The 26,133-nt window shown below is 52.3% G+C and carries 26 protein-coding genes and 3 tRNA genes; 15 read left to right on the forward strand and 14 right to left on the reverse strand.

What is annotated here, in order from left to right; genetic code table 11:
* Window positions 1-204: 204 nt before the first annotated feature.
* The 6 genes from ABGB15_RS18120 to ABGB15_RS18145 all read left to right on the forward strand — a co-directional run bounded on the left by ABGB15_RS18120 (window position 205) and on the right by ABGB15_RS18145 (window position 6,384).
* Window positions 205-915 (forward strand): DUF1120 domain-containing protein, encoded by a 711-nt coding sequence (locus tag ABGB15_RS18120; RefSeq protein WP_152083368.1) that lies wholly within the window; start codon window positions 205-207, stop codon window positions 913-915.
* Window positions 916-1,174: 259 nt separating this feature from the next.
* Window positions 1,175-1,891: a DUF1120 domain-containing protein gene (locus ABGB15_RS18125; RefSeq protein ID WP_152083367.1), complete on the forward strand. Its 717-nt coding sequence runs from the start codon at window positions 1,175-1,177 to the stop codon at window positions 1,889-1,891.
* 77 nt (window positions 1,892-1,968) lie between these two features.
* Window positions 1,969-2,664, forward strand: a complete 696-nt coding sequence (locus ABGB15_RS18130) for a fimbria/pilus chaperone family protein (protein WP_152083366.1) — start codon at window positions 1,969-1,971, stop codon at window positions 2,662-2,664.
* Between the two features lie 15 nt (window positions 2,665-2,679).
* Window positions 2,680-5,094: a fimbrial biogenesis usher protein gene (locus ABGB15_RS18135; RefSeq protein ID WP_215723357.1), complete on the forward strand. Its 2,415-nt coding sequence runs from the start codon at window positions 2,680-2,682 to the stop codon at window positions 5,092-5,094.
* On the forward strand, window positions 5,091-5,660 hold the full coding sequence (locus ABGB15_RS18140) for a hypothetical protein (protein ID WP_313326608.1): 570 nt from the start codon (window positions 5,091-5,093) through the stop codon (window positions 5,658-5,660). The genes ABGB15_RS18135 and ABGB15_RS18140 overlap by 4 nt, the downstream gene beginning before the upstream one ends.
* Before the next feature lie 115 nt (window positions 5,661-5,775).
* Entirely contained in the window at window positions 5,776-6,384 is a 609-nt protein-coding gene (locus tag ABGB15_RS18145; RefSeq protein ID WP_369064254.1) for a DUF1120 domain-containing protein, read from the forward strand.
* Between the two features lie 140 nt (window positions 6,385-6,524).
* Here the strand turns inward: ABGB15_RS18145 and deoD are convergent, their stop codons facing one another.
* The 4 genes from deoD to deoC form a co-directional block, all read right to left on the reverse strand.
* Window positions 6,525-7,244 (reverse strand): purine-nucleoside phosphorylase, encoded by a 720-nt coding sequence (gene deoD / locus ABGB15_RS18150; RefSeq protein WP_152083362.1) that lies wholly within the window; start codon window positions 7,242-7,244, stop codon window positions 6,525-6,527.
* A 125-nt stretch (window positions 7,245-7,369) separates the two neighbouring features.
* Complete coding sequence (gene deoB, locus ABGB15_RS18155; RefSeq protein ID WP_152083361.1) at window positions 7,370-8,593, reverse strand: phosphopentomutase; 1,224 nt, start codon at window positions 8,591-8,593, stop codon at window positions 7,370-7,372.
* A 53-nt stretch (window positions 8,594-8,646) separates the two neighbouring features.
* Window positions 8,647-9,969, reverse strand: a complete 1,323-nt coding sequence (deoA, locus tag ABGB15_RS18160; RefSeq protein ID WP_215723359.1) for a thymidine phosphorylase — start codon at window positions 9,967-9,969, stop codon at window positions 8,647-8,649.
* Between the two features lie 109 nt (window positions 9,970-10,078).
* A complete protein-coding gene (gene deoC / locus ABGB15_RS18165) occupies window positions 10,079-10,858 on the reverse strand; it encodes a deoxyribose-phosphate aldolase (protein WP_023310320.1) in 780 nt (259 codons plus the stop codon).
* Window positions 10,859-11,120: 262 nt separating this feature from the next.
* Here deoC and ABGB15_RS18170 point away from each other — a divergent pair, with 262 nt between their 5' ends.
* Both ABGB15_RS18170 and ABGB15_RS18175 read left to right on the forward strand, forming a co-directional pair.
* Window positions 11,121-12,668, forward strand: coding sequence for a YjjI family glycine radical enzyme (locus ABGB15_RS18170; protein ID WP_215723360.1), 1,548 nt, complete (start codon window positions 11,121-11,123; stop codon window positions 12,666-12,668).
* Entirely contained in the window at window positions 12,643-13,503 is an 861-nt protein-coding gene (locus ABGB15_RS18175) for a YjjW family glycine radical enzyme activase (RefSeq protein ID WP_215723361.1), read from the forward strand. The genes ABGB15_RS18170 and ABGB15_RS18175 overlap by 26 nt, the downstream gene beginning before the upstream one ends.
* Here ABGB15_RS18175 and ABGB15_RS18180 read toward each other — a convergent pair.
* The 8 genes from ABGB15_RS18180 to ABGB15_RS18215 form a co-directional block, all read right to left on the reverse strand.
* Window positions 13,498-14,280: a TatD family hydrolase gene (locus tag ABGB15_RS18180; RefSeq protein WP_152083357.1), complete on the reverse strand. Its 783-nt coding sequence runs from the start codon at window positions 14,278-14,280 to the stop codon at window positions 13,498-13,500. The genes ABGB15_RS18175 and ABGB15_RS18180 overlap by 6 nt on opposite strands.
* Window positions 14,277-15,329 (reverse strand): patatin family protein, encoded by a 1,053-nt coding sequence (locus ABGB15_RS18185; RefSeq protein ID WP_152083356.1) that lies wholly within the window; start codon window positions 15,327-15,329, stop codon window positions 14,277-14,279. Before ABGB15_RS18185 ends, ABGB15_RS18180 begins: the two co-directional genes overlap by 4 nt.
* A gap of 123 nt (window positions 15,330-15,452) precedes the next feature.
* Window positions 15,453-15,614, reverse strand: coding sequence for a DUF1328 domain-containing protein (locus ABGB15_RS18190; protein WP_003856556.1), 162 nt, complete (start codon window positions 15,612-15,614; stop codon window positions 15,453-15,455).
* Between the two features lie 124 nt (window positions 15,615-15,738).
* Window positions 15,739-16,356 (reverse strand): molecular chaperone OsmY, encoded by a 618-nt coding sequence (gene osmY, locus ABGB15_RS18195; RefSeq protein ID WP_152083355.1) that lies wholly within the window; start codon window positions 16,354-16,356, stop codon window positions 15,739-15,741.
* A gap of 304 nt (window positions 16,357-16,660) precedes the next feature.
* Window positions 16,661-18,250 carry a peptide chain release factor 3 gene (gene prfC, locus ABGB15_RS18200; protein WP_152083354.1) on the reverse strand — a complete coding sequence of 530 codons (1,590 nt, stop codon included), beginning with the start codon at window positions 18,248-18,250 and terminating at the stop codon, window positions 16,661-16,663.
* A 92-nt stretch (window positions 18,251-18,342) separates the two neighbouring features.
* Window positions 18,343-19,020: a pyrimidine 5'-nucleotidase gene (yjjG, locus tag ABGB15_RS18205; RefSeq protein ID WP_152083353.1), complete on the reverse strand. Its 678-nt coding sequence runs from the start codon at window positions 19,018-19,020 to the stop codon at window positions 18,343-18,345.
* Window positions 19,021-19,039: 19 nt separating this feature from the next.
* Window positions 19,040-19,483: a ribosomal protein S18-alanine N-acetyltransferase gene (gene rimI, locus ABGB15_RS18210; RefSeq protein ID WP_152083352.1), complete on the reverse strand. Its 444-nt coding sequence runs from the start codon at window positions 19,481-19,483 to the stop codon at window positions 19,040-19,042.
* Window positions 19,452-19,865, reverse strand: a complete 414-nt coding sequence (locus tag ABGB15_RS18215) for a DNA polymerase III subunit psi (protein WP_152083351.1) — start codon at window positions 19,863-19,865, stop codon at window positions 19,452-19,454. Before ABGB15_RS18215 ends, rimI begins: the two co-directional genes overlap by 32 nt.
* 102 nt (window positions 19,866-19,967) lie before the next feature.
* Between ABGB15_RS18215 and rsmC the strand changes: the two genes are divergently transcribed.
* The 4 genes from rsmC (at window position 19,968) to ABGB15_RS18235 (ending at window position 21,438) form a co-directional block, all read left to right on the forward strand.
* Complete coding sequence (gene rsmC / locus ABGB15_RS18220) at window positions 19,968-20,999, forward strand: 16S rRNA (guanine(1207)-N(2))-methyltransferase RsmC (protein ID WP_152083350.1); 1,032 nt, start codon at window positions 19,968-19,970, stop codon at window positions 20,997-20,999.
* 118 nt (window positions 21,000-21,117) lie between these two features.
* Window positions 21,118-21,204, forward strand: a tRNA-Leu gene (locus ABGB15_RS18225).
* Window positions 21,205-21,232: 28 nt separating this feature from the next.
* Window positions 21,233-21,319, forward strand: a tRNA-Leu gene (locus ABGB15_RS18230).
* Between the two features lie 32 nt (window positions 21,320-21,351).
* Window positions 21,352-21,438, forward strand: a tRNA-Leu gene (locus ABGB15_RS18235).
* Window positions 21,439-21,480: 42 nt separating this feature from the next.
* Here the strand turns inward: ABGB15_RS18235 and ABGB15_RS18240 are convergent.
* Window positions 21,481-21,711 (reverse strand): DUF1435 domain-containing protein, encoded by a 231-nt coding sequence (locus ABGB15_RS18240; protein WP_152083349.1) that lies wholly within the window; start codon window positions 21,709-21,711, stop codon window positions 21,481-21,483.
* 256 nt (window positions 21,712-21,967) lie between these two features.
* Here ABGB15_RS18240 and ABGB15_RS18245 point away from each other — a divergent pair, with 256 nt between their 5' ends.
* Together ABGB15_RS18245 and fhuF are read left to right on the forward strand one after the other, a co-directional pair.
* Entirely contained in the window at window positions 21,968-23,032 is a 1,065-nt protein-coding gene (locus ABGB15_RS18245) for a GGDEF domain-containing protein (protein ID WP_152083348.1), read from the forward strand.
* Window positions 23,033-23,121: 89 nt separating this feature from the next.
* The gene (fhuF, locus tag ABGB15_RS18250) at window positions 23,122-23,910 is read left to right on the forward strand and encodes a siderophore-iron reductase FhuF (protein ID WP_215723056.1); all 789 of its coding nucleotides are present in this window, start codon (window positions 23,122-23,124) and stop codon (window positions 23,908-23,910) included.
* 80 nt (window positions 23,911-23,990) lie between these two features.
* Here the strand turns inward: fhuF and ABGB15_RS18255 are convergent, their stop codons facing one another.
* Window positions 23,991-25,337, reverse strand: a complete 1,347-nt coding sequence (locus tag ABGB15_RS18255) for a PTS sugar transporter subunit IIC (RefSeq protein WP_152083346.1) — start codon at window positions 25,335-25,337, stop codon at window positions 23,991-23,993.
* 328 nt (window positions 25,338-25,665) lie between these two features.
* On the opposite strand from ABGB15_RS18255, the gene ABGB15_RS18260 reads away from it, so the two are divergent.
* A complete protein-coding gene (locus ABGB15_RS18260) occupies window positions 25,666-26,124 on the forward strand; it encodes a YbaK/EbsC family protein (RefSeq protein ID WP_152083345.1) in 459 nt (152 codons plus the stop codon).
* The last annotated feature ends 9 nt before the right edge of the window (window positions 26,125-26,133 follow it).

A 26,133-nucleotide genomic window follows, 5' to 3' on the forward strand; every position in this document is an offset into this window, starting at 1 on the left:
TGGGTTGCATTTTTTGTCTTGCCCTCAATGGTTGTAAATACATTCGCATATGTATTTACAACCATTAACAACACTTAACATCAAGATTAGAATTCCTAATTATCTAAATGAGTCCTACCCTCAATAGAATCTCCTCGCTTGTTAGTTGACAAGTTAATTACCTATATAAAAATCCAATCCTTATTTTTCTGTAAAGGAATAACAATGAAAAAAGTGATCCTTGCTGCGGCTATCGCAGTGGCGACTTCTGCGGCCTGTGCTGACTCTTCTGTGGTAATGAAAGTTCAGGGGAAGATGAATAATGCATCCTGTACGCCTGAATTAAGTAACGGCGGTTCTATTAATTTCGGAACTATTGCATTAGACCAACTTTCTCCCACTCAGACTAACCAGATGGGTCAGAAAGATATGTCTCTGACAATTCGTTGCCCGTCGCCAACAAAAGTCGCATGGAGTATTGCCGATAATAAAGAAGACTCTAATGCCGCAGCCCATCTCTCCTCCAGCGAGTTTTATATTCGTGATGCAATGGATAACGGCAACGATGCCTGGGGAGCAGGAACGACGTATGGTGTAGGTAAAACCGATGCGGGTGAAAATATTGGCGCGTATGCGATCAGTACACGTATAAATGAAGTAACAGCAAACGGAATGCCCGCTCAGGTTATTTATGCCCCCGCTTACACAAATGCGAAAGGTGAATATATGTGGCGTAACCTTAGCACGGGTGTCATTGCTAATGGAAATGCCGAAATTGAAACCGCGACAACGCCAGGGAAAATGTCACCACTGGCAGTGACTAACGTTGTATATCCATTTAAAGTCTCTCTGGCTATTGTTAATACTAACCGCCTGACGACAACTGACGAAGCGCAACTCAGTGGTGAAACCACAATAACGCTCATTTATCTTTAATGAACGAAACACAATAGTGTCTCTTTTCACGGCGGGAATATCCCGCCATTTTTATTCCATCACGACTTATACATACGCGAATGTTTATTCATGACATAACAAATTCTCAAACACTTCGTAAGAAAAACTAACTAATTAATTACGGGTTTCATTACTAGAATCTACGCCGCTTGTAATTCAAGTCGTTACCCAATAACAAGCGATATGAAGGTTATAAATATCTTCTGTTACTTAATATTTCAATGGTTAAGGAATAACAATGAAAAAACTTCTTCTTGCCACCGCGTTATCTCTGGCGGCAACGGCAGTATGTGCAGAACCTACCGCAATGCTGAAAGTCCACGGCACGCTGACCAGCGCAGGATGTGTGCCTGAGCTGAGCAACGGCGGTATGGCTGATTTTGGTGAAATTGGTCTGAACTCACTCTCCTCTGCCGTGCCTTATCAGGCGGGCCACAAGGATGTCACACTGACCATCAACTGCCAGTCGCCAACCCGCGTGGGCTGGAACATCACCGACGATCGCGCGGATTCCAACGCAGGTGGAAGCCTGACCTCGACGGAATTCTGGATTGAAAATGGCACGACAGATGGTCAGAAAGCCACCGGCCGTAAGTCACTGAACGGCGTAGGTAAAACCAGCGCAGGTGAAAATATCGGTGCGTACGCGGTATCCACTTACCTGAGCGCTATCACTGCAAATGGCGCGGCGGCACAGCCAATCGCTTCATCACTGTACAAAGGTGGCACCATCAGCAAGTCAAGCTGGCAGAACATGTGGGCTAACGGCATGCTCAAAAGCGATGGTTCGGACGTTCTGACCGTTTCTAAAACGGGCGAGCGTTCTCCGCTGGCGTTCACCAGCGCTGTCTTCCCACTGAAAATTGCGCTGGCCGTTGCGCCAAGCAAAACCTTAACGCTGACAGACAAAACCGAACTTGACGGTCAGTCCACTATCACGCTGGTTTATCTCTAAGCGCGAATAGCCATTCAAAACTCTCTATGTAAATAGAGAGTTTTGTTTTCATTCTCTTCTGAAGAAAAATCATATCTATGAACCTGAAAGTTGCGCTTTTCTTGCCTTCCCTTGTCGTTGCCCTGCCGTCGACACTGTTTGCCGCAGGCATGGTGCCAGAAACCACATTATTAATGATTGATGAAGCCAATCACGGCGGCATCATGAACGTTAAAAACACCGATAATATCCCAACCCTTCTCTATACCTCGATCAAGGATGTGGAAGGTGACGAAGGCGTGAAACTTAATGTCACTCAACCCGTTGTGCGCCTTGAGCCCGGCCAGGAACAACAGGTTCGTTTTATCCTTGAAAGCAAGGAACCGCTCACCGTTGAGCATTACAAACGTGTCGTATTTGAAGGGATACCTCCCAAATCCAGTGACAAAAATGTGAAAGTTGGGATCAACCTCCGCCAGGACTTACCGGTATTAATTCATCCGAAAAATCTTCCTGTCGTCACCGATGCATGGAAATTATTGACCTGGTCCGTTACGGATAATCATATTCAGGTCCGTAATACATCCGCTTATGTGGTACGTTTTTCGACCGCAGTAACGTTACTTCCCTCTCATCAAGCCGGATTACTGAATAAAACCTTTATTCTGCCTGGCGAAACAATGGCTGTGCAGACCCAATCGCCTTTGAGCAATACGGATAATGCGGTCGAATTCAGCCCAGCCAGCCGCTATGGCATTGAAGTCGACAATTTTACCGCCTCCCTTACGCATTAATTTCGGGAAACACTGGTGATTACGTCCTCTTTTCGCCCTCGAACATACCGGGTAGCGCTTGTTGCGGTAGCCTTGCTGCATGCGCAGGCGTTGCTTGCCGCTGACGTTGATTTCAACACCGATATTCTGGCGACGCGGGGCATCAGTAAAAACCTGGCGCATTATTTTTCAGAAGAACAACGCTACCTGCCGGGATCTCACGCGGTACAGGTGAAAATTAACGGTGTTGATAAAGGCACGCTGGCTATTCGTATTGGCGAAAACGGCCAGCTTTGTGCTGATGATGATTTCACCCATGCGGTAGGGCTTCTACCCCTGAGTATCAGTTCCAGCGAGAAGTGTCACGATTTGCTGAAAGATTATCCTTCAGCAACGATTACATTGCTGCCGAACACAGAATCACTGGAATTGTTTGTCCCTGCAGAAGCCATGGATAACGGCTTTTATGCGGCACAGTATTACTCGCACGGTGGCTTTGCCGGACTGATTAACTACAACGCATTCAGTAATTACAACGAATATGGTAGCGGAGGCAACAGCACATTCTCCCAGGGAAACATTGGTGCGGGCCTCAATCTTGCAAACTGGACGCTGCGCAGTAATTACATTTTAACCGATGATAACGGAACCCGAAGCGCTGAAAATCTTTATACCTATGCGGAACACGTTTTTGAAGAACGTAAACTTCGGGCGCAGGTTGGCCAGATAAATGTCAGTTCTTCCCTCTTCGGCGGGAGCCAAATTACGGGTCTGCAGTTTCTGCCTGAAACCGGGTTACAACCCGATATCCCTGCGACCAGTGTTTCAGGTATTGCGCGAACCAACCAGGCACGTGTCGAGGTTCGACAGTCGGGCCAGGTTATCTATTCGTCATTGGTTAATGCGGGTCCATTCACGTTAACTGATGTTCCCGTTGTACGCAGTAATATCGATTTGGATGTCAATGTCGTTGAAACCGATGGTTCAACCACACGCTTCACCGTTCCCTCTTCCGCGCTGAATATTAACGGCTTATCACGGGTTGAAGGTTTAAGTTTTTCCGTGGGGCAGGTCCGTGATAGCGGAGAGGAAGCGCGTTCTCCCTGGGTGGTGAATCTGTCAAATGGCTCACGCATCGGCTCGCGCGTTTCAGCCACCACCGCAGGCGTTGTGGCTGAAAAATACCAGGCGGCAGGGGCTATGCTGGAGTGGTTTATTAACGAAAACTGGCAAGTTTCTCCCGGCATTATGATGAGCAATGCCCGTTATCACGGCCAGCAACAGGGAAATAAGGCCGAACTGCAAAGCAACATTATGCTTCCCGCGCAGCTGTCATTAAGCCTGAGTGCCTCTCATTATACCGGTGGCTATCGCGAAATGACGGAAGCCATGGACCCGGATTCACAATCTTACCAGAATTCCTGGAACGCCAGCCTCAACTGGAATAATGACATTATGGGATCAGTATCGGTGCAATACAGCGCCGATTCCGGGGATGAGAACGGCGGTGGCTCGCGCTACCTGATGGCATCCTGGAGCAAAACGCTGGGGCATGCCTCTCTGTCGTTAAACTGGCAGCATGCGCTGAGCAGTGATGATTCTGAATATAACAGCCAGAATGATGGTGATACGTTTTATGCCAGCTTAATTATTCCCTTCGGCACAGAGCGTATCAGCACGTATATGCGCAGCCAGGGTGATAAACGAAATTATGGCGTCCAGGACAGCGGGAATATTGGGCAAAGCATCAACTACAATCTCTCTGCCGATCGCGAAAGCGAAAGTCGAAGCTACTCCTTCAATGGGAATATCAGCTCTAACCTGCATTATACGCAGTTAGGCCTGGCGGCTGGTCAAAGCGATGACGATCAACACAACTACAGCGCCTCTTTAAACGGTGGCGTTGCGTTACATCCTCATGGGATCACTTTTACGCCTTACCCGATTAAGGACACCTTCGGTATTGCGCGGTTGAGCGAGCCTGAAAGCGGAATTGAGATCAACACGCCGGATGGTACTGTCTGGACAGATGCCTGGGGTCAGGCCGTCGTACCTGGATTAAGGGAGTGGCAGAAATCACAGATTGTTATCAATACCAGTTCTTTACCACAAGGAATGGATTTGTCTAATGGTATCCAGACGATTAACGCGGCATACGGATCGTTTGCACAAATTGATTTCCATGTACTGAATACCCGTCGGGTCATGCTGGAGGTGAAAAGAGGTGATGGTTCCTGGCTCACCCGAGGTCTGAGCATTGTCGATAAAGAGAGCAATTATATTGTCAGCGTTATGGATAACGGCAGCGTATTTATTCCCGATGCGACGGGCACGCCAGAGCTGTTTGTTGTCGATGACAATATGACAAAAATATGCCAAATCCATTATTCCCTGAGTGACGAGAAAAACAAAGACGCCTATTACGAAAACGCAAAAGGATTATGCCAGTGAGTAAATTGCACAAAAAACTGCTTCATACATTGACGTGTTTGACATTGCTCTTTTCAGCGCAAGCGATTTGCGAGGAGTGTCATGTGGCATTTTCCCAGCCGAATGTCTCTTTTGGAAAATTCAGGCAGGACGATATTGTCGCTTCGCAAAAAAACTGGCAGCGAATGCCCGCAAAAGACGTTATGGTCAATGTGTATTGCCCTGAGCCCGTAGTCATGGCCCTTTTTGTCCAGGCGGCATCCGGCCCCGGTGGAGCCGTATTGTTTGGTGATGAAAGCCGGCTGGTAATAAGCGCCTACAATATGATCATTGATGGTCACTCTCACAACCTCTCAAAAACGACCGATCAGGCTAATTTTGCTTATGCTGATAATCCCGCAGCAAAAATACTTTTGAAAAATAACGAAGGTGTAATTGCGCGAGACAATATGAACTATGTTCGTGGAAAAAACATGAGTTTCACGATCAAACTCATTCCTGTTATTAATAATAGCCAACTGCGACATACCAGTGACATCACGGAACTGGAAAGCCATTTGTCATGGGTGTTATTAACGAAGGAATAAATAATTCACCGTCTCGGGTTTATCACTCGGGTGAATAGTTAGAAGAAAAACAGGCATCTGAACTGTGAAAGCAGGTCACGATTGCGCTTAATTATATCTATGTTAAGGAATAACTATGAAAAAAAGTTTGATTGTCGCCGCTCTGGCAATGGCGGCAACAGCAGCCCATGCTGGTGACAGTGCGGTGTTGAAAGTCAAAGCGACACTAAGCAGTGCCTCTTGCGTTCCTGAACTGAGCAATAACGGTGTTATTGATTTCGGTACCATTAAAGTGGGGGAGCTTTCTCAAACCCAGACAACACAGTTGGGTGAAAAAGGGCTCACGCTGACGATCAATTGCCCGACACCAACAAAAGTGGGCTGGAGTATTGCGGATAACCGCACGGATTCCAACGCCAGCACTGGCAGCAGTTCAAACCTGAAAGTGGCGCACGCCACGTCAAACGGCGGCGAGCTGCGCGGCAGCATGTCTACATTTGGCCTGGGCAAAACGCATGATGGTAAGAACATTGGTGCTTATTCAATCTATACCAGCACAGGTGAAGTAACCGCGAATGGTGCAACAGTTGAGCCGATCCGTACTGCGGTGACGGCAGGTTCTGGCATGAGCCGCTGGCAGAAAGCCAATGGCGGCACTATCGCCAATAAAGACCTGGGACTGATGAGCGTAGCACCAGCAGGAAAAACCGACCCGATGTCTGTATACAGCGTCTCTTCCCCCTGAACGTCTCGCTGGCCGTTGAAAGCCTGAAAAAGCTGTCTTTGACGGAAGATACGGAATTTGATGGTCAGGCGACCATTAGCGTGGTGTACCTGTAAGGTGAAAAAATGCCGGGCAGCGAGCGCCGCCCGGCATTGACAACATTACTCTTTATCGCCCAGCAGAACGGATTCCAGCGCGATTTTGATCATGTCGTTGAAGGTGGTCTGACGCTCAGCAGCAGAGGTTTGCTCATGCGTACGGATATGGTCAGACACGGTGCAGATGGTCAGCGCTTTCGCACCAAACTCCGCCGCCACGCCGTAGATACCGGCCGCTTCCATTTCAACACCCAGAATGCCGTATTTCTCCATCACGTCGAACATTTCGCCGTCCGGGGAGTAGAACAGATCGGCGGAGAAGATGTTCCCCACGCGCGCGTCAACGCCCAGCGCTTTTGCGGCGTCAACCGCGTTACGCACCATGCCGAAGTCTGCAATCGCCGCGAAGTCATGATCTTTAAAACGCATGCGGTTGACTTTGGAATCGGTGCAGGCACCCATGCCGATAACCACGTCACGCAGTTTAACGTCCATGCGCACCGCGCCGCAGGAGCCAACGCGGATGATTTTCTTCACACCGAAATCGGTGATCAGCTCTTTGGTATAAATAGAGCAGGATGGGATGCCCATGCCGTGACCCATTACGGAGATTTTGCGGCCCTTGTAAGTGCCCGTGAAGCCCAGCATGCCGCGAACGTTGTTCACTTCACGCACGTCTTCCAGGAAGGTTTCTGCAATGTGCTTCGCACGCAGCGGGTCGCCCGGCATCAAGACGACGTCAGCGAAATCACCCATTTCTGCATTAATGTGAGGAGTTGCCATCTTCAGTTCCTTTTACATTGTTGTTTTTGCCGGGTGGCGGCTGCGCCTAACCCGGCCTACATACTGTTCTCCCTCTCCCTGTGGGAGAGGGCTGGGGTGAGGGCATCAGGCCGCACCCAATCCGTTTAGAACATAGCCTTGCCATATTCCATGTCAGACGTACCAAAATATTTCGCAATCGTCTGGCCGATATCCGCGAAAGTTTCACGGTGACCGAGCGAACCTGGTTTCACTTTCGGGCCATACACCAGCACCGGAATATGCTCACGGGTGTGGTCAGTACCGGTCCAGGTCGGATCACAGCCGTGGTCCGCGGTCAGGATCAGAATGTCATCTTCACCCACCAGCTCCATCAGCTCCGGCAGACGGCGGTCAAACAGTTCAAGACCGGCAGCATAGCCTGCAACGTCACGACGGTGGCCCCATGAGGAGTCGAAGTCCACGAAGTTGGTGAAGACAATAGTCTTGTCACCCGCTTCTTTCATCTCTTTGATGGTAGCGTCGAACAGCGCATCCAGACCGGTGGCTTTCACTTTTTTGGTGATACCGCAGTTCGCGTAGATATCCGCGATTTTACCCACGGAAACCACATGACCGCCTTTCTCGTCGACCAGTTTCTGCAGCACGGTTGGTGCCGGTGGCTCAACGGCCAGGTCGTGACGGTTACCGGTACGCTGGAAGTTACCCGCTTTGTCGCCGATAAACGGACGCGCGATCACGCGGCCGATGTTGTAGCCGCCTTCGGTCAGCTCTTCACGGGCGATTTCGCACAGCTCGTAGAGTTTATCCAGACCGTAGGTCTCTTCGTGGCAGGCAATCTGGAACACGGAGTCAGCAGAGGTGTAGAAAATCGGCTTGCCGGTTTTCATGTGTTCTTCGCCGAGCTGATCCAGAATCACTGTACCGGAAGAGTGGCAGTTACCCAGATAACCCGGCAGGTTGGCGCGCTTAACCAGCTTATCGAGCAGCTCCTGCGGGAAGCTGTTCTCGTGATCGGAGAAGTAGCCCCAGTCGAAGAGAACCGGTACACCGGCGATTTCCCAGTGTCCAGACGGCGTATCTTTACCGGAAGAGAGCTCATGCGCCCAGGCGTAGGCACCCACGACTTCCGCGTTGCCATCCATACCGGCTGCGATTTTACCGGTAGAACCTTCGTGTGCTTTCACCAGACCCAGACGGGTCAGGTTTGGCAGGGTCAGAGGGCCTTTACGACCGTTGTCCGCTTCGCCTTTCGCACAGGCTTCCGCGATGTGGCCCATGGTATCGGAACCCACGTCACCAAAACGTTCTGCATCTTCTGTTGCGCCGATGCCGAATGAGTCCAGCACCATAATAAATGCACGTTTCATAATTGTTCTCCGTACGTAGTGCTTCAAAAAATAGCGATCAGATCAGTATACCGTTATTCGGTGATACGACGATAGACCGTAGGTGTGCTTTCCGGTGCTTTATCGTCAAGCGTGATTGCCGCTTTCACTGCTTTCGCCGCGTCCTGCCAGCTGGCTTCGTCTTTGGCATGGATCACCGCCAGCGGACGTTGGCCGTCAACGCTGTCGCCCAGACGGGCCATATCAGTGAAGCCGACGCTGTAATCAATGGTGTCCGATGCCTGACGACGTCCGCCGCCCATTGATACCACCGCCATACCGAGCGCACGGGTATCCATTGCCGACACAAAGCCTTCCGTATCCGCATAAACCGCTTTGCTGAGCGTCGCGGTTGGCAGATATTTGGCGTAGTTTTCCACGAAATCGGTCGGGCCTTTCTGCGCCGCAACCATACGGCCAAAGATCTCTGCCGCTTTGCCATTGTCCAGCACCGCCTGCAGTTTCGCACGGGCGTCTGCGTCGTCTTTGGCGAGCTTGCCGGAGATCAGCATTTCCACGCACAGCGCCATCGTCACATCAAGCAGACGCGGATTACGGTATTCACCTGTCAGGAACTGCACGGCTTCACGCACTTCAACGGCATTACCGGCGCTGGAGGCCAGAACCTGGTTCATATCCGTCAGCAGCGCGGTGGTGCGCACGCCTGCGCCATTGGAGACGCCCACGATCGCTTCAGCCAACGCAGCAGAAAGTTCATAGGTTGGCATAAACGCGCCGCTGCCCACCTTCACGTCCATCACCAGCGCGTCCAGTCCTTCTGCCAGCTTTTTGGCAAGGATAGAAGCGGTGATCAGCGGGATGGAGTCTACGGTTGCGGTAATATCGCGCGTCGCGTAGAAACGCTTGTCTGCCGGAGCAAGAGAGCTGGTCTGGCCGATAATCGCCACACCAACGTCTTTAATAATGTCGCGGAAGCGGTTGTCATCCGGGAAGATATCGAAGCCCGGAATGGCTTCCAGTTTGTCGAGCGTGCCGCCGGTATGGCCCAGGCCGCGCCCGGAGATCATCGGGATGTAACCGCCGCAGGCCGCCACCATTGGGCCAAGCATCAGAGAGGTCACGTCGCCCACGCCGCCGGTGGAGTGCTTATCCACAATCGGGCCGTTGAGGTTGAGGCTTTTCCAGTCCAGAACGGTTCCTGAATCTCGCATCGCCATGGTCAGCGACACGCGCTCAGGCATCGACATATCGTGGAAGAAAATGGTCATCGCCAGAGCAGCAATCTGCCCTTCAGAGACGGTGTTGTCACGAATGCCGTTGATAAAGAAGCGGATCTCTTCGTCGCTTAATGCATGACCATCACGTTTTTTACGAATAATTTCTTGTGCGAGAAACACGGAAACCTCCATGCGGAATCGGGGGAATTGTGGCGGGTGGCGCTACGCTTACCCGCCCTACGATCCTGTAGGCCGGATAAGCGAAGCGTCATCCGGCGTTGTCTGGCAATCAGTAGCTGCTTGCGCTCTTACCGTCGCCGTGACCCAGCGCTTTCAGCAGGCTTGCCAGCAGGCTGGATGCGCCGAAACGGTAGTGACGGGAATCCGCCCAGTCTGCGCCGAACAGTTCATCCGCAATCGCCAGGAACTGCTGCGCGTCTTCAGCCGTGCGCACACCGCCCGCAGGCTTGAAGCCAACAGTTTTAGACACGCCCATATCACGGATCACTTCCATCATGATGCGTGCGCTTTCTGGCGTGGCGTTGACCGGCACTTTACCGGTAGAGGTTTTAATGAAGTCCGCACCGGCTTTGATGGAGATTTCAGACGCTTTACGAATCAACGCCTCTTCTTTCAGCTCGCCGGTTTCGATGATCACTTTCAGCAGCACGTTTGCCGCCGCGCACGCGTCTTTACAGGCTTTCACCAGGTCAAAACCGACCTGCTCGTTGCCCGCGATCAGCGCGCGGTACGGGAACACCACGTCAACTTCGTCAGCGCCGTAGGCAATCGCCGCGCGGGTTTCCGCCAGCGCAATCTCGATGTCGTCGTTGCCATGCGGGAAGTTAGTCACGGTTGCAATGCGCACGTCCGGCGTGCCCTGCTCTTTCAGCGTCTTACGGGCAATCGGGATAAAGCGCGGGTAGATACAGATGGCTGCGGTGTTACCGACGGGCGTTTTCGCCTGATGGCACAGGGCGATGACTTTCTCATTAGTGTCGTCATCGTTCAGGGTGGTCAGGTCCATCAGTTTCAACGCGCGCAGGCTGCTTGCAGTTAAATCGGTCATAACATTCTCCAACGGCAGTGCCGTATCAATTTTACCTTGCGGGTCTGTGAGTATTCTAACATTCACCCGCATCTACACTTCGACATTCATCACAGTTAATGAAAACTTCGTACAAATTTGCATTACTGTAATGAGATCTGACTCAAATTTTTATTCGCTAACTGCTGGCTAAAGCAGCGATACACCGTGTCGGATCAAAAGCCTCAACAGAACGACTTCCTACAATCTGTGCATCATCCGCAGAACACTAAAGGAAGCGAATATGTCCCACTCCAGCCCCGATGACCTGCAACAACGTTGCCAGCATATTGTGACAAGCCCGGTATTGAGCCCGGAGCAAAAACGTCACTTTCTGGCGCTGGAAGCGGAAAACAATTTGCCCTATCCACCGCTTCCCCAGGCGGCCCGCGCCGCGCTGGACGAGGGCTTTATCTGCGACATGTTCGAAGGCCATGCGCCTTACAAACCGCGCTACGTTCTGCCGGATTATGAAAAATTCCTGGCTAACGGTTCAGAGTGGCTGGAGCTGGAAGGGGCAAAAGATCTCGACGATGCCCTCTCGCTGCTCACGATTCTTTACCATCATGTTCCGTCCGTCACATCAATGCCCGTTTATCTGGGCCAGCTCGATGCGTTGCTGCAACCATATGTTAGAATTCTAACACAAGAAGAGATCGATAGCCGAATAAAACGTTTCTGGCGCTATCTCGACAGAACGCTGCCGGATGCCTTTATGCATGCCAATATCGGCCCGGCTGATACCCCTGTCACCCGCGCCATTCTGCGTGCCGATGCAGAACTGAAGCAGGTTACGCCTAATCTGACCTTTATTTATGATCCTGATATCACCCCGCAAGATCTGCTGCTCAGCGTGGCGAAAAACATTTGTGAATGCAGCAAACCGCATGTTTCTAATGGTCCGGTGAATGATAAAATTTTCACAAAAGGTCGCTATGGTGTGGTGAGCTGTTACAACTCCCTGCCGCTTGCAGGCGGTGGCAGCACGCTGGTGCGCCTCAACCTGAAAGCGATTGCAGAACACAGCGAATCAATCGAAGACTTCTTCACCCGCACCTTGCCGTACTACTGCCAGCAGCAGATAGCCATCATTGATGCCCGCAGCACGTTCCTGTATGAAAAATCCGCCTTCTTTGAGAATAGCTTCCTGGTGAAAGAGGGGCTGATTGATGCCGATCGTTTTGTGCCGATGTTTGGCATGTACGGTCTGGCGGAAGCGGTGAACACGCTCTGCGAAAAAGAAGGTCTTGCGAGCCGTTACGGTAAAGATGAGCAGGCCAACACGCTGGGCTATCGCATCAGCGAACAGCTTGCGGCGTTTGTTGAAAACACGCCGGTGAAATATGGCTGGAAACAGCGGGCAATGCTTCATGCGCAGTCGGGGATCAGCTCTGACACAGGCACTACGCCTGGCGCACGTCTGCCTTACGGTGATGAACCGGACCCAGTCAGCCATCTGCTGGCCGTCGCCCCACATCATCAGTTTTACCACGCCGGTATCAGCGACATCCTGACGCTGGAAACAACGGTGAAACGCAACCCGCAGGCGGTCGTTCAGCTTTGCCTGGGCGCGTTCAATGCGGGGATGCGGGAATTCACCGCTAACGTGGCGGGTAACGATCTGGTGCGCGTCACCGGGTATATGGTGCGGTTATCGGACCTGGAAAAATACCGCGAAGCCGGATCGCGTACTAACACCACCTGGCTTGGCGAAGAAGCTGCACGCAATACCCGCATTCTGGAACGTCAGCCGCGCGTGATAAGCCATGAACAACAGATGCGCTTTAGTTAGTCAGATTATCCCCTTCTCCTGCGTGGACGGGCCGGGCAGCCGCCTGGCGCTGTTCCTGCAGGGCTGTAACCTGCGCTGCAAAACCTGCCACAACCCGTGGACGATCGGACGCTGCAACGACTGCGGCGACTGTGTGCCTCACTGTCCGCACGATGCGTTAAGCATTCAGGCCGGACGCGTCTGGTGGCAGGAGAGTGACTGCCACCAGTGTGATACCTGCCTGCACCTGTGCCCGCAGCAGGCAACGCCGATGGCGCACCGCTTCAGCGTGGAAGAGGTCCTTACCCAGATCCGCAGAGCCGCGCCGTTTATTGAGGGAGTCACCGTGAGCGGCGGCGAGGCGACAACGCAACTGCCGTTTTTGATCGCTCTTTTCACGGCGATCAAAGCCGATCCCGCACTACGCCATCTCACCTGCCTGGTGGACAGCAATGGTTTGTTGAGCGAAACCGGCTGGCAGAAACTACTGCCCGTACTGGATGGTGCCATGCTGGATCTGAAAGCCTGGGGAAATGAACACCATCGCTTCCTGACCGGCCGCGAGAATCCGCAGATTAAGCAAAGTATTCACTGGCTGGCGCAGCATCAACGGCTGACTGAACTGCGGTTGCTGGTGATCCCTGACCAGTGTGATTATCTGGAACATCTGAAGCCGCTGACGACATTTATCCACGGGCTTGGGAACATTCCGGTGCGAATCAACGCATTTCACGCCCACGGGGTATACGGTGAAGCGGCAACATGGCGCAGTGCAACACCGGAGGATATAGAACCGCTGGCGCTTGCGCTTGAAAAACAGAAGATTACAGTCATCCGCCCGGCACTTTATCTATAGCGTAATGCCAAAGACCGAGCGGGTATTCTCAAGCAGCGCATTCGCAATCACCTCTTCTGGCTCATCGCGAAGTTCGCACAGCGTAGCAAACACGCGCGCCGCCTGTTCCGGGCGATTAGGCTGCCCCTGAAAACCGTTCAGCGGCATGTCGGGGGCATCCGTTTCCAGCAGCAGGGAGGTAAGCGGTAGTTGTGCCATCACGTCGCGGGTTTTGCTGGCGCGGGGATAGGTGATCGTCCCCCCGACGCCAATTTTATAGCCCAGATCGATAAAACGCTGCGCCTGCTGCAGGCTGCCGGAAAAACCGTGCACAACGCCCTTGCGCGGCAGATCGATGCGTTTCAGGTGCATCGCCAGTTTATCGTGGGTACGCCGGGAGTGAAGGATCACCGGCAGATCGTGGCGCTTTGCCAGACGGAGCTGCGCGTCGAGGATCGTTTGCTGGCGTTCAAAATGCGGAGCCTCGCGATAAAGATCGAGGCCGATCTCACCAATCGCGACCAGCTTCTTTTCTGCCGTTTGTAAGAGGGCATCCAGCCTGTCAACATGATCATCCGTATGATGCTCAATGACGATGGGATGCAGGCCCAGCGCGGCATACAGCGCCTCGTGGTGGCGAGCAAGCTCTAAAACCCTGTCGAAATGTGCGGCTTCAGTCGCGGGTACAACGATTGCCTTAACGCCTGCCGCCGCCGCGCGTTTGATACTTTGCGCTTCATCACCAGTAAACGGCGGAAAATCAAAGTGGCAGTGCGTGTCGATAAAGCGGTGCATCACGCCAGATCCTCGTTATCCAGTGGAACATCGTTCGCCTGCGGAACATCCACCAGCGGCACGGCCAGTGGATCATTAGCGACAATGGCGGGTGGCGTAATAATGCGTTTATGCCGATGAATCGGAGGTTGCTCCGCCAGCATTTTACCCACCGTTGCCAGGAAGTAACGCCCGCACAGCCGCCCTGTTTTGTAATCCATACGCAACGCCGGTAAGCGACTGCCCAGCGCCATGCTCACCAGTGGCTTAGGTGGATAAATTTCAAAGATGCGCAGTTTTCCCGGCGGTTTTTCGATAAAACGCTGCATCGCACCGTAAGTCGATTCATGCAGCTTTGCGATGTTCACCAGCGGCTGCAGGCTGCTGTCGCCCAGCCAGCGTTCCATGCGCTTAAACCACTGCGGGGTGTAGTACATTTGCGAAGGCACCGTGCGGATGACAACAATGGTTTTCGCCCCCCGCCGTGCCGCTTCCTGAACTGGCACCGCATCGCTGATACCGCCGTCGAGATAGCTGATGCCATCCAGCAATGCGCCAGAACGATAAAAACCAGGAATGGCGCTGGAGGCGCGAATGATATCCAGCCAGTTCTCTTTCTGCGGAGAGAAATAGCCCGGTGAGTAATCATCACCCCGGCTGGCACACATCCAGAATTCTTTCCCGGTATCGAACAGACGCGCAGCGGTATCCATCGCCAGCGGCATCTGGCTGGAAGTAGAATCCAGCAACCAGTCGAGGTCGATCAGGTTTCCTCCGCGCACAAAGCGCACCGGATTAAAAAATTCCTTTGAGGTGGTATAGCGCATAATGACTTTGCGCGCGTAGCCCGGCTGGTTGCAGACATAGGCGGAGAGGTTCTGTGCCCCGGCAGAGGTGCCAAAGTAGAGGTCGAACGGGTTGAATTGCGCGCGCATAAATTCGTCCAGCACACCGGCGGTGAAAATGCCGCGCTGTCCGCCACCTTCACATACCAGTGCAAGCTGACCTGCGCGAAACGGCTTTAACGCCAGCGGCGCAATATTGCCGAGCGTAACGGGAATTCGCTGTCCCACCTCTGCTTTCCTGTTTTTAGTTGTTCTGTTAAGACACAGTAACGCACATCGGCCCTGGGACTCAAACGAGAAAAAGCCAGTCACAAGGACTGGCTTTGGTTGGTATTCTCAGATAGCGTTTTGCTAAGGACGGCGTCGACCCGTAAACAGGCTGACCAGGAACAGGATGATACCTACGACGAAGACAATTTTCGCTGCCCATGCCGCTGTACCCGCCAGTCCGCCAAAGCCCAGTGCGGCGGCAATTAACGCGATAACCAGAAATATAATGCCCCAACGAAACATAAGCCTCTCCTTTACCATAGTTAATGTCGGCCGCTAAACGTGAGCGCTCAGGTCACTCACCGGCGTTATTCCAGTGTCGTTCTTATTTCGCCCGCTGACCTCAGCCAAACGGGCGAATGATGATTTACTTCGCTTTCAGATCATTTTTGACGCTTTTCACACCATCAATCGCTTTCGCGATCGTTTCGGCACGTTCAATTTGTGCCTGTGAATCTACCGTACCGGAAAGCTGAACCACACCATCGGTCGTTTCAACTTTCACTTTACGTGAAGGTACGATGTCATCCGCTAATAGTTTAGCTTTGATTTCACTGGTAGTTGCCGCATCCCCGGCATAACCTTTCACTGACGCATTTTTACTGTCACGAACGTGCAGTTTGTCGCTCACGGACGTTACACCTTCAACGCCTTTCGCCACTTTTACGGCCTGTTCAGCCTGAGCCTGGCTTTCAACAAAACCACTCAGGGTGACCACTTTTTTGTCGGTTTTGACAGAGATATCGGTGCTCTTGATGTTTTCATCATCCACCAGTGCGGCTTTCACTTTTGCTGTGATAGAGCTGTCATCCATGAAATTACCGACTTTATTCATAGAGCTATCGATTTTTTCCCCTGCGCTATTGGCAGTGGACTGTGCTTTATCCATGGTACTGGTTTCCGCAAAAGCAGAACCACTTACCAGAACGCTACCCAGCGTCACAGCCAGCAGAGTTTTAGAAATCTTCAGTCTTGTCATATTCATCGATGTATTCCTGTGTTTTGCCCGTCATTCGGGCGACATACTTCCCTAATTGCTAGTTTTATATATTGCGAATAAACACCAGGACGAAATGGAGAACCAAATGACATGCATTGAACAGTTAATTCATCCACGCCCGGTGTTAAACACTGAGTTAAATATAGATCACAATCACAGTGTCGCTTTCAGAATCGGGTAAAAAACGAGCGATAAGCGAAAAAATTCGATGAATTAAGAACATTCCGCAAGGGATTAATAAGACAGGAATAAAAGAAGAGCACGGCGGCTGCCGTGCTCTGAGAGGGAATTAGTGCTCGCGTGTTTTGCGGAACTGCACGTCAGGATAACGTTCCTGCGTCAGGTTCAGGTTCACCATCGTTGGCGCGATATAGGTCAGGTTATCGCCGCCATCCAGCGCCAGCTGAATTTCGTTCTTACGCTTAAACTCTTCGAATTTCTTCACGTCAGAACACTCAACCCAGCGCGCCGTCGCCACGTTCACCGATTCGTAAATCGCTTCCACGTTGTACTCGCTCTTCAGACGCGCAACGACCACGTCGAACTGCAGCACACCGACGGCACCCACGATCAGGTCGTTGTTAGCAATCGGACGGAACACCTGGACTGCGCCCTCTTCGGAAAGCTGTACCAGGCCTTTCAGCAGCTGTTTCTGCTTCAGCGGATCGCGCAGACGAATACGACGGAACAGTTCCGGCGCGAAGTTCGGAATACCGGTGAACTTCATCATTTCGCCCTGGGTGAAGGTGTCGCCAATCTGGATGGTGCCGTGGTTATGCAAACCGATGATGTCGCCCGGATACGCTTCTTCAACGTGGGAGCGATCGCCTGCCATAAAGGTCAGCGCGTCGGAAATCACCACGTCTTTACCAATGCGCACCTGGCGCAGTTTCATGCCCTTCTCATATTTGCCGGACACCACACGCATAAAGGCCACGCGGTCGCGGTGTTTCGGGTCCATGTTGGCCTGAATTTTAAAGACGAAGCCGGTGAATTTCTCTTCCTTCGCTTCCACTTCACGGGTATCCGTTTTGCGCGGCATCGGTTGCGGTGCCCACTCCACCAGACCGTCGAGCATGTGGTCAACACCGAAGTTACCCAGTGCGGTACCAAAGAAGACCGGAGTGATTTCACCACTCAGGAACAGCTCTTTGTCGAATTCGTGAGACGCACCTTTGACCAGCTCCAGCTCGTCACGCAGTTGTGCGGCCAGCTCTTCACCTACCGCAGCGTCCAGATCCGGGTTGTCCAGACCTTTCACAATGCGCACTTCCTGAATGGTGTGGCCTTTACCGGTCTGATAAAGATAGGTTTCGTCTTTATAAAGATGATAAACACCCTTGAACAGCTTACCGCAGCCGATCGGCCAGGTGATTGGCGCACAGGCGATCTTCAGCTCGTTTTCCACTTCATCCATCAGCTCCATCGGATCGCGGATGTCACGGTCGAGTTTGTTCATGAAGGTCAGGATCGGCGTATCGCGCAGACGGGTGACTTCCATCAGTTTACGGGTACGGTCTTCTACACCTTTCGCGGCGTCGATGACCATCAGGCAGCAGTCCACCGCCGTCAGCGTACGGTAGGTATCTTCAGAAAAGTCTTCGTGACCAGGGGTGTCCAGCAGGTTCACCAGGCAGTTGTGATACGGGAACTGCATCACGGAGGTGGTAATCGAAATACCACGCTGTTTTTCCATCTCCATCCAGTCGGATTTCGCATGCTGGCTGGAGCCCCGGCCTTTTACCGTACCGGCAGTCTGAATCGCCTGTCCGAACAGCAGCACCTTCTCAGTGATGGTCGTTTTACCGGCATCGGGGTGCGAGATAATAGCAAAAGTGCGGCGCTTGGCCACCTCTTGCAGATAAGGAGACAACGTCATAATCAAATCTTCTTATATAAGCGCGGCAGCAGGCCGCGCATCATGGAATACGGAAAATGCGGCTATTTTACCCATCAATGGGGGGCAGGCAATCATTGTTTACACAGGAGCTGCTCCAGTTCGTTCAATGACGTGACGGTCCAGGTCGGCTGGATACCTTCAGGTTGTTCACGGCCGTGCGCATTCAGCCAGACGGTCGACAGGCCGGAGTTCATGCCGCCGAGTATATCCGATTCAGCGGTGTCGCCGACCATCAGGACACGCTCGCGGTCAGGATTACCCGCCAGTTCCAGCGCATAATCGAAAATGCGCGGGTCCGGTTTAGGCACGCCCACCTCTTCGGAAATCACCAGCGCGTCAAAATGATCGCGCAGGCCGGTACGCTCAAGACGGATCTGTTGAAGCGCGGTAAAGCCGTTGGTGATAATCCCGAGCTTTACCTTGCCTTTCAGTGAATCCAGCAGGGAAACGGCCCCAGGCAATGGCGCACAAATATCCGCCATTGCGTTGAGAAACGCATCGTTCAGCAAGCCAGGGCTGACGTTCAACCGCTCCGCCCAGACATCAAAGCGCTGGTGCTGCAGCTGTAACGCGGTGATGGCACCGTTCTGGTAATCCACCCACAGCGGTTTATTCACCGCCTGATAGTCCTGAAAATCTTCTGCGGTGAAGGTAACACTATAATCCAGAAACATCCGCTGTAGGCCACCGAACGAGTCAAACGTAAACAGCGTTTCGTCAGCATCAAAGAAAATCCAGTCCCATTTCATCGTTACAACCTTATTTTCGTTATCCAATCGGCAGAGCCATAATGATGGCGTCTTCACGTCCCTCTGCGGTGGGGTAGTAGTTACGGCGAATTGTCGCCTCGTTAAAGCCCAGGCTTTCATAGAGCGCGATGGCAGCGGCGTTCGATGCGCGTACTTCCAGCCACAGGGTGAAAACGTCACGGGTTTCCAGTTCGCGAATCAGATGCTCCAGCAGTTGCCTTCCCAACCCACGGCGCTGAAATGCGGGATCAACCGCAATATTAAACAGCGTCGCCTCATCCAGTACGACCTGCGTGATGGCAAACGCGGCCATTGTGCCGTCAACATCCAGCCGGTAATTCAGATAGCGTTCGCCCTGATTGCTGGCAAACGTTTTTTCGCTCCACGGAAAGGCATGGGCGCGCGTCTCAATCGCAAACGCCGTTGTCAGATCAGGCGTCGTGAGGGAAGAAATCGTGTTCATATTCGCAAATTTGTTGCCATAGCGCGCTGCGCGCTTTTGGGTTGGCTTTTAGTTCTTCCAGCACAGGCGAGCAAAGGTGGCTCCCCTCAAAGGCGATGTCATCGACCGCCCCCATTCGCCAGCTGTTGCAACGGCTGTCAGGCGGGAGCATCGCAACCCTTTCTGGTGTCAGTTGTAATACCTGTTCGGGCGTCAGCTTCAGGCTTCGAAGAACATCCACGATCAGCGTTTCATTCAGGGCAGGCAGCGCTTCCGCCACCATCACCAGGCGAACATGCGCAGGGATGGAGATAGCGATTTCGCCCTGCAACGCCGTCGGGCGACGCAAGGCCCACTGGGTGATGCCCAGTTGCTGCAACTGCCAGTCTCGTCGGGATGTCATAGCGAAAACTCCTGTCTCTCAGGCGCGCAAATATAGCAAATGTGTCGAAACTGCGCCATCTACCTACTATAATCCCCGCCTGAGTTTATTGAGGAACAATTCATGTCTGCATTTACCCCGGCAAGTGAAGTCTTGCTGCGCCACAGTGATGATTTCGAACAAAGCCGTATTCTGTTTGCCGGAGATATGCAGGATGACCTGCCTGCGCGTTTCGACTGTGCTGAAAGCCGTGCCCACACCCAATATTTCCACCACTGGCAGGTGCTGAGCCGCCAGATGGGCGAACGCGCGCGTTTTAGCCTGGTGGCAGAACCGAGCGATGTCGCCGACTGCGACACGCTGATCTACTACTGGCCGAAGAACAAACCGGAAGCGCAATTCCAGCTGATGAACCTGCTTTCTCTGCTGCCCGTCGGTTGCGATATTTTCGTGGTCGGTGAGAACCGCAGCGGCGTGCGTAGCGCAGAGCAGATGCTGGAAGCGTACGCGCCACTGAACAAAGTCGACAGCGCCCGCCGCTGTGGTCTGTACCATGGACGTCTGGAAAAACAGACAACATTTGATGCTCAGGCATTCTGGGATGAGTATCAGCTTGACGGCCTGACCATCAAAACGCTGCCGGGCGTGTTCAGCCGTGACGCGCTGGACACGGGCAGTAAGCTGCTGCTCTCCACTCTGACGCCACACACCAAAGGGAAAGTGCTGGACGTTGGCTGTGGCGCAGGTGTGCTTGCTACCGTGCTTGCCAGCCATTCACCAAAAGTGCGTTTAACCCTGTGTGATGTCAGCGCCCCGGCGGTAGAAGCCAGCCGCGCAACGCTTGCCGCAAACGGGATTGAAGGCGACGTGATTGCCAGCAACGTCTTCTCTGACATCACCGGTCGTTTCGACATGATTATCTCTAACCCGCCGTTCCACGACGGTATGGAGACCAGCCTTGAGGCCGCACAAACGCTGATTCGTGGTGCCGTTCGCCATCTTAACAGCGGTGGTGAACTGCGTATCGTGGCTAACGCCTTCCTGCCGTACCCGAAAGTGCTGGATGAAACCTTCGGCTTCCACGAAGTCATCGCCCAGACGGGACGCTTTAAGGTCTACCGTACCGTGATGACCCGACAGGCGAAGAAAGCGTAAACATAACGGCCATTTTTGCAGCAATTAAAACCCCGAGCGCATTTTTCTGTTGACGTAAAGCTGAAAACATCTAGAATGCGCCTCCGTGGTTACGATACTTTTACAGTGTCGATGGTATGCGAAGGTGGCGGAATTGGTAGACGCGCTAGCTTCAGGTGTTAGTGTCCTTACGGACGTGGGGGTTCAAGTCCCCCCCCTCGCACCATAAATCACGTTGATATTGCTCGCACTGGGCGAAGGTGGCGGAATTGGTAGACGCGCTAGCTTCAGGTGTTAGTGTTCTTACGGACGTGGGGGTTCAAGTCCCCCCCCTCGCACCAACGAGGCGATATCAAATCAGTAAGATGACTGTGCGAAGGTGGCGGAATTGGTAGACGCGCTAGCTTCAGGTGTTAGTGTCCTTACGGACGTGGGGGTTCAAGTCCCCCCCCTCGCACCAATTATCTTACATCCCTTCTGATGTACCTCTGATTTTTCCCAGTTATTTCAAACTCATCAGTATTACCAGGATTCCACTGACCAGCGCGACGCATGATGGTAACAACACAAAGTGCCGCAATTGCTTATGCCAGATCATTCCCGACGTCACCAGTAAACCTGACACTATCATCGCTTTCCAGACGTCGATGGAGAGATCGGCAAACATTAAACCGCCAATGATTGCCCCAGGCAGTAACACTCCCCAACCACTTCCCAGCGCTCTGCTCAACATGGTTCACCCTCTCGCAGCGATAATGATAACCAATATCATATGATAAGGATTATCATTTGTCAGCATGAAAGGCGCAGATTTTCTGCCTGACATTTACCTTTCCCATAATGACAGGAAATGTGTAAGGTGATAAATTGCACACCGGTTAGCAACCTATAAAATTTTTCTGATAATTATTATTCAATTTCTTGCATTCGCTATTTCACACCAACACCTATTTATTTGTTTTAATTAATAATATTAAAAACGCACTAATATGACATCACAATCCTGGCGGTCTTTAGTCAATAAGAAATATCAATTATCGTTACGTTTGTTTTTATTGCTGAATGCGACCTCTGCGCTGTTCTCGGTAACGAACCCGCTCTATTCAGTGCGCGTGTTATCTCTTCCCCTGTTTGCCATTTTCGCGATCAGCATCGGCCTGCTCATCTGGCACTGGAAAAAAAGAAACCGCAAAATAAATATTCCCGTTGTTTCAGCGATCTTCGGTCTTTTATGGGCCTGGCAAATCGTCTCTAAATTTGAGTTAATCAGGCACGATCAGTCGACCTATTTAATAATGGCACTATTAACTGTGCTGTTTATAGGATCGCTGGCCTTTGTCAGTAACATCAAAGGCTTTACATTACATTCACTGCCCACTTTTACGGTCTGCCTGTGGCTGAGCACTCCTGATAGCTGGCTCAGGATGGCGTATTCATTCGCTCTGCCAATGGTCGCTATTGGTATTCATCACGTTTTGCAGCGACGCAACGATCGTTTCGCCCAGGAGCTGCTCTCCCGCCTGCTGGAAGAACGGGAAACGCTTACCGATTTGAGCATGATGGACCCGCTCACCGGTCTCTATAATCGTCGCGGCCTGCAGAATCGACTGGAGAACCTTCCAACAGCCGATAACGGAGAACATTTTGTATTGCTGCTGGATATTGACCACTTTAAGGCATACAACGACCACTACGGCCATATGATGGGCGACCAGGCGCTGATCCGTGTCTCGGCGGCCATCCGTGATGCCGTGCGTTCACGCGATATTGTGGCTCGTTTTGGCGGTGAAGAGTTTATGGTTCTGCTGTCCAACATTCCGCTCGAACACGCCCGCCAGACGGCAGAGCACATCAGGCAAAAAGTGTACGATCTGAAAATCCCGCATATGTTTAACGAAAGCGTTGCCACGAACGTGACCATCAGTATTGGCATTGCCATATTCGAGAATGAAGACATCGAGGGCGCGCTGGAAAAGGCAGATAAGGCACTTTATGAAGCAAAACATATGGGACGAAATAACATCCTCCTGAGTGAAGAGTTGCCCGTGGCCTGACTGTGCTTCGCCTTTCCGGGACAAAAGGCTTGCGATCGGTATGACCAATAGTTAGGATTGGCAATCATTATCATTTAGATTCTTATCCTATGGCCACTCGTACCGCACAAGCCGTTGAACCGATTCTCTGGCGAGCCAGTCTCTCCGCGGGGAGTGTGACGCTTGCGGACGCCATCCGGGAAAAAATTGCCGAAACCCGCTCCCATCTGCTGGATTTTATCAAGCTCGATGAAACCCACCCGCATCACGCATTGACGCTGGCACAGTGGCAGCGTCCTGTGGAACGGCAGTCATTGCTGGCCACCTATTCCGATCATATCTACCGCAATCAACCAGGGCTGGCACGAGAGAATAAGCCGCTGTTGTCCCTGTGGGCGCAGTGGTACATCGGGTTGATGGTTCCTCCTGTCATGCTGGCGTTGTTGACCCAGGACCGCGTGCTGGATCTCTCACCGGATCATTTCCATGTGGAATTCCACGAGACGGGCCGCGCGGCCTGCTTCTGGATAGATGTTCATGAAGACCAGAACGCGCGTCAATTATCTGCTCAGGAACGAATGGAAATGCTGGTGACACGGGCACTGATTCCGGTTATTGAGGCGCTGGAACAAACGGGTGAGATAAACGGTAAACTCATCTGGAGTAATACCGGGTATTTAATCCACTGGTATTTAACAGAGATGAAACCGCTGCTGGGTGACGAGAAAGTCGATGCACTGCGCCAGTCCTGTTTTTTCGCAAAGCAACTTTCTGATGGTCGCGATAACCCGCTGTTCCGGACGGTAGTCCCGCGTGACGGTCTTCTGGTCCGTCGTACTTGCTGCCAGCGCTATCGCCTGCCGGACGTTCAGCAGTGTGGGGATTGCACGCTGAAGTAGAATCATGAATTGCCCGGTGGCGCTTCGCTTACCGGGCCGACAAATCCCTCGACGCGAAGCCGCCACCTGGCGCACATGACTCAGGCTATCTGCTGATTTTCCTCTTCGGCATTACGTTGTGCTTCTTCCGCTTCCTGCTCCAGCAACTGTTTCTCGTACACTTTAAAGAACGGGAAGTAGATAATTGCCGATACGCATGCCAGAACAATCACCAGGATGGCTGCACGGAAATCCCAACCCAGTGCCCATGCGGCCCCTACCGGTGCCGGGGCCGTCCACGGCACAACAGAAATCACGCGACCAATCAGATCGAACTTCATCGCCGCCCATGCCAGCACGGCGTTAACCATTGGTGCCAGCAGGAAGGGAATAAAGAACACCGGGTTCATCACAATCGGCGTACCGAAAATTACAGGTTCGTTGATGTTAAAGAAGCTCGGCACCACGCTTAAACGGCCAATTGAACGCAGGTGGGCAGAGCGGCTTCGCAAGTAGCAGATAACCAGTCCCATCGTGGCTCCTGAACCGCCGATAACAATAAAGAACGTCCAGAAGGCTTCCATAAAGATATGTGGCAGCGGCAGGCTGGCCGCAAGCGCGGTCTGGTTTGCCCCCAGATTGGTCAACCAGAACATCTGCAGCATCCCGGAGACAATCGCGGCCCCGTGGATACCGGCGAACCACAGCAGGTGACCAATCAGAACCGCCAGCAGGATCGCAGGAAGGGAATCCGCCGCGGAAACCAACGGTTTGAAAATAGACATAATGGCCTGAGGGATCAGCATACCGAACTGAGACTGAATCAGCAGACTCAGCGGATAAAGCGTCAACACCACGACCAGCACCGGGATCAGCAGATCAAAGGAGTTTTTAATCATCGGCGGCACCTGATCCGGCAGGCGAATGCCGATATTGTGCGCCTTCAGGAAACGCATCATTTCAACGCAATACACTGCCACCAGAATGGCAGTAAAAATACCGGTTCCGCCAAGGCTATCGACTGGTAATGTGCCTTTGGTTTTCGGTGCCGCGACCAGCAGAAACGCCATCAGCGACAGCATCGCGCACATGAACGGGTCCAACTGATGCGACTTAACGTAGTGTTTGCCCAGGTTATAGGCGATTGCCGCACAGATATAGATGGACATGATGCCCATCGTCATATCAAACGGCGTCAGGATCTGACCTTCAAACTGCTTCGCCATATCCAGCCAGGCACGCGCGAAGCCCCAGGTGGTATCAGGCGAAAAAGGTGGGTAAGCGAACACTAACAAAAATGAGCCGACGATCATAAACGGCATTGCGGAAATAAAGCCGTCACGGATCGCCATAACATGACGCTGGGAAGAGATCCGCCCGGCAACGGGGCTGACATAGTTCTCAACGAAACGGAATATCAAATTAAACGCAGCATGGTTGGCAGACATAGCAGATCTCCTGTCAGACGTTCGTTACGGGCGCATTCACGCCATACGTTGTTCCATAAATCAGCTTCACAACCTTGCTGGCTCGTGTACCAGCGGTACTGCTCAGACGGAATGATTTCATAATTTGCTCTTATTATTGGATACAGGGGACGTTACGTACTCAGTATTAATCTCTGCATCACGCTCTGCAACCGGTTACTGTAACCGGTTTCTGTGAATGTGAAGGCGATCCAGAAATCGGGCCTGTGGGGTATTTGTTACTTAAGAGATATTTACAGAGCATAAATTCTTATGACAGATTACGCAGGATATTTGTCAGGAGGAAACAATGAGTTTGCAGTCTGTACAGCAGTTTTTTGCCGACAACGCGCCGGATATAGAAGTAATTGAGCTAAGTCAAAGCACCGCGACCGTTGCCCTGGCCGCTGCCGCACACAATGTTGAACCGGGTCAGATCGCCAAAACCTTATCCCTGAAGGTTAAAAATGAGGTGATTCTGGTGGTTGCAAAAGGAGATGCGCGGCTGGATAACAAAAAGCTGAAAGAGGCATTTGGCGCGAAAGCGCGCATGCTCAGCAGCGATGAAGTGGTAACCGTAACCGGTCATCCCGTCGGTGGCGTTTGCCCTTTCGGGCTGGAAAACCCGCTTTCAGTTTACTGTGATGTTTCATTGAAACAGTATCCTGAAGTGCTGCCCGCAGCGGGTGCTATTCACAGTGCTGTGCGAATCTCACCTGACAGAATGGCGGAACTGACTTCAGCGAAATGGGTGGATGTCTGTATTTGATCTGAGCGC

Origin of the sequence: Enterobacter sp. MALB-1, assembly GCF_041021625.1 — a bacterium.
Taxonomy (GTDB): Bacteria; Pseudomonadota; Gammaproteobacteria; order Enterobacterales; family Enterobacteriaceae; genus Enterobacter; species Enterobacter oligotrophicus.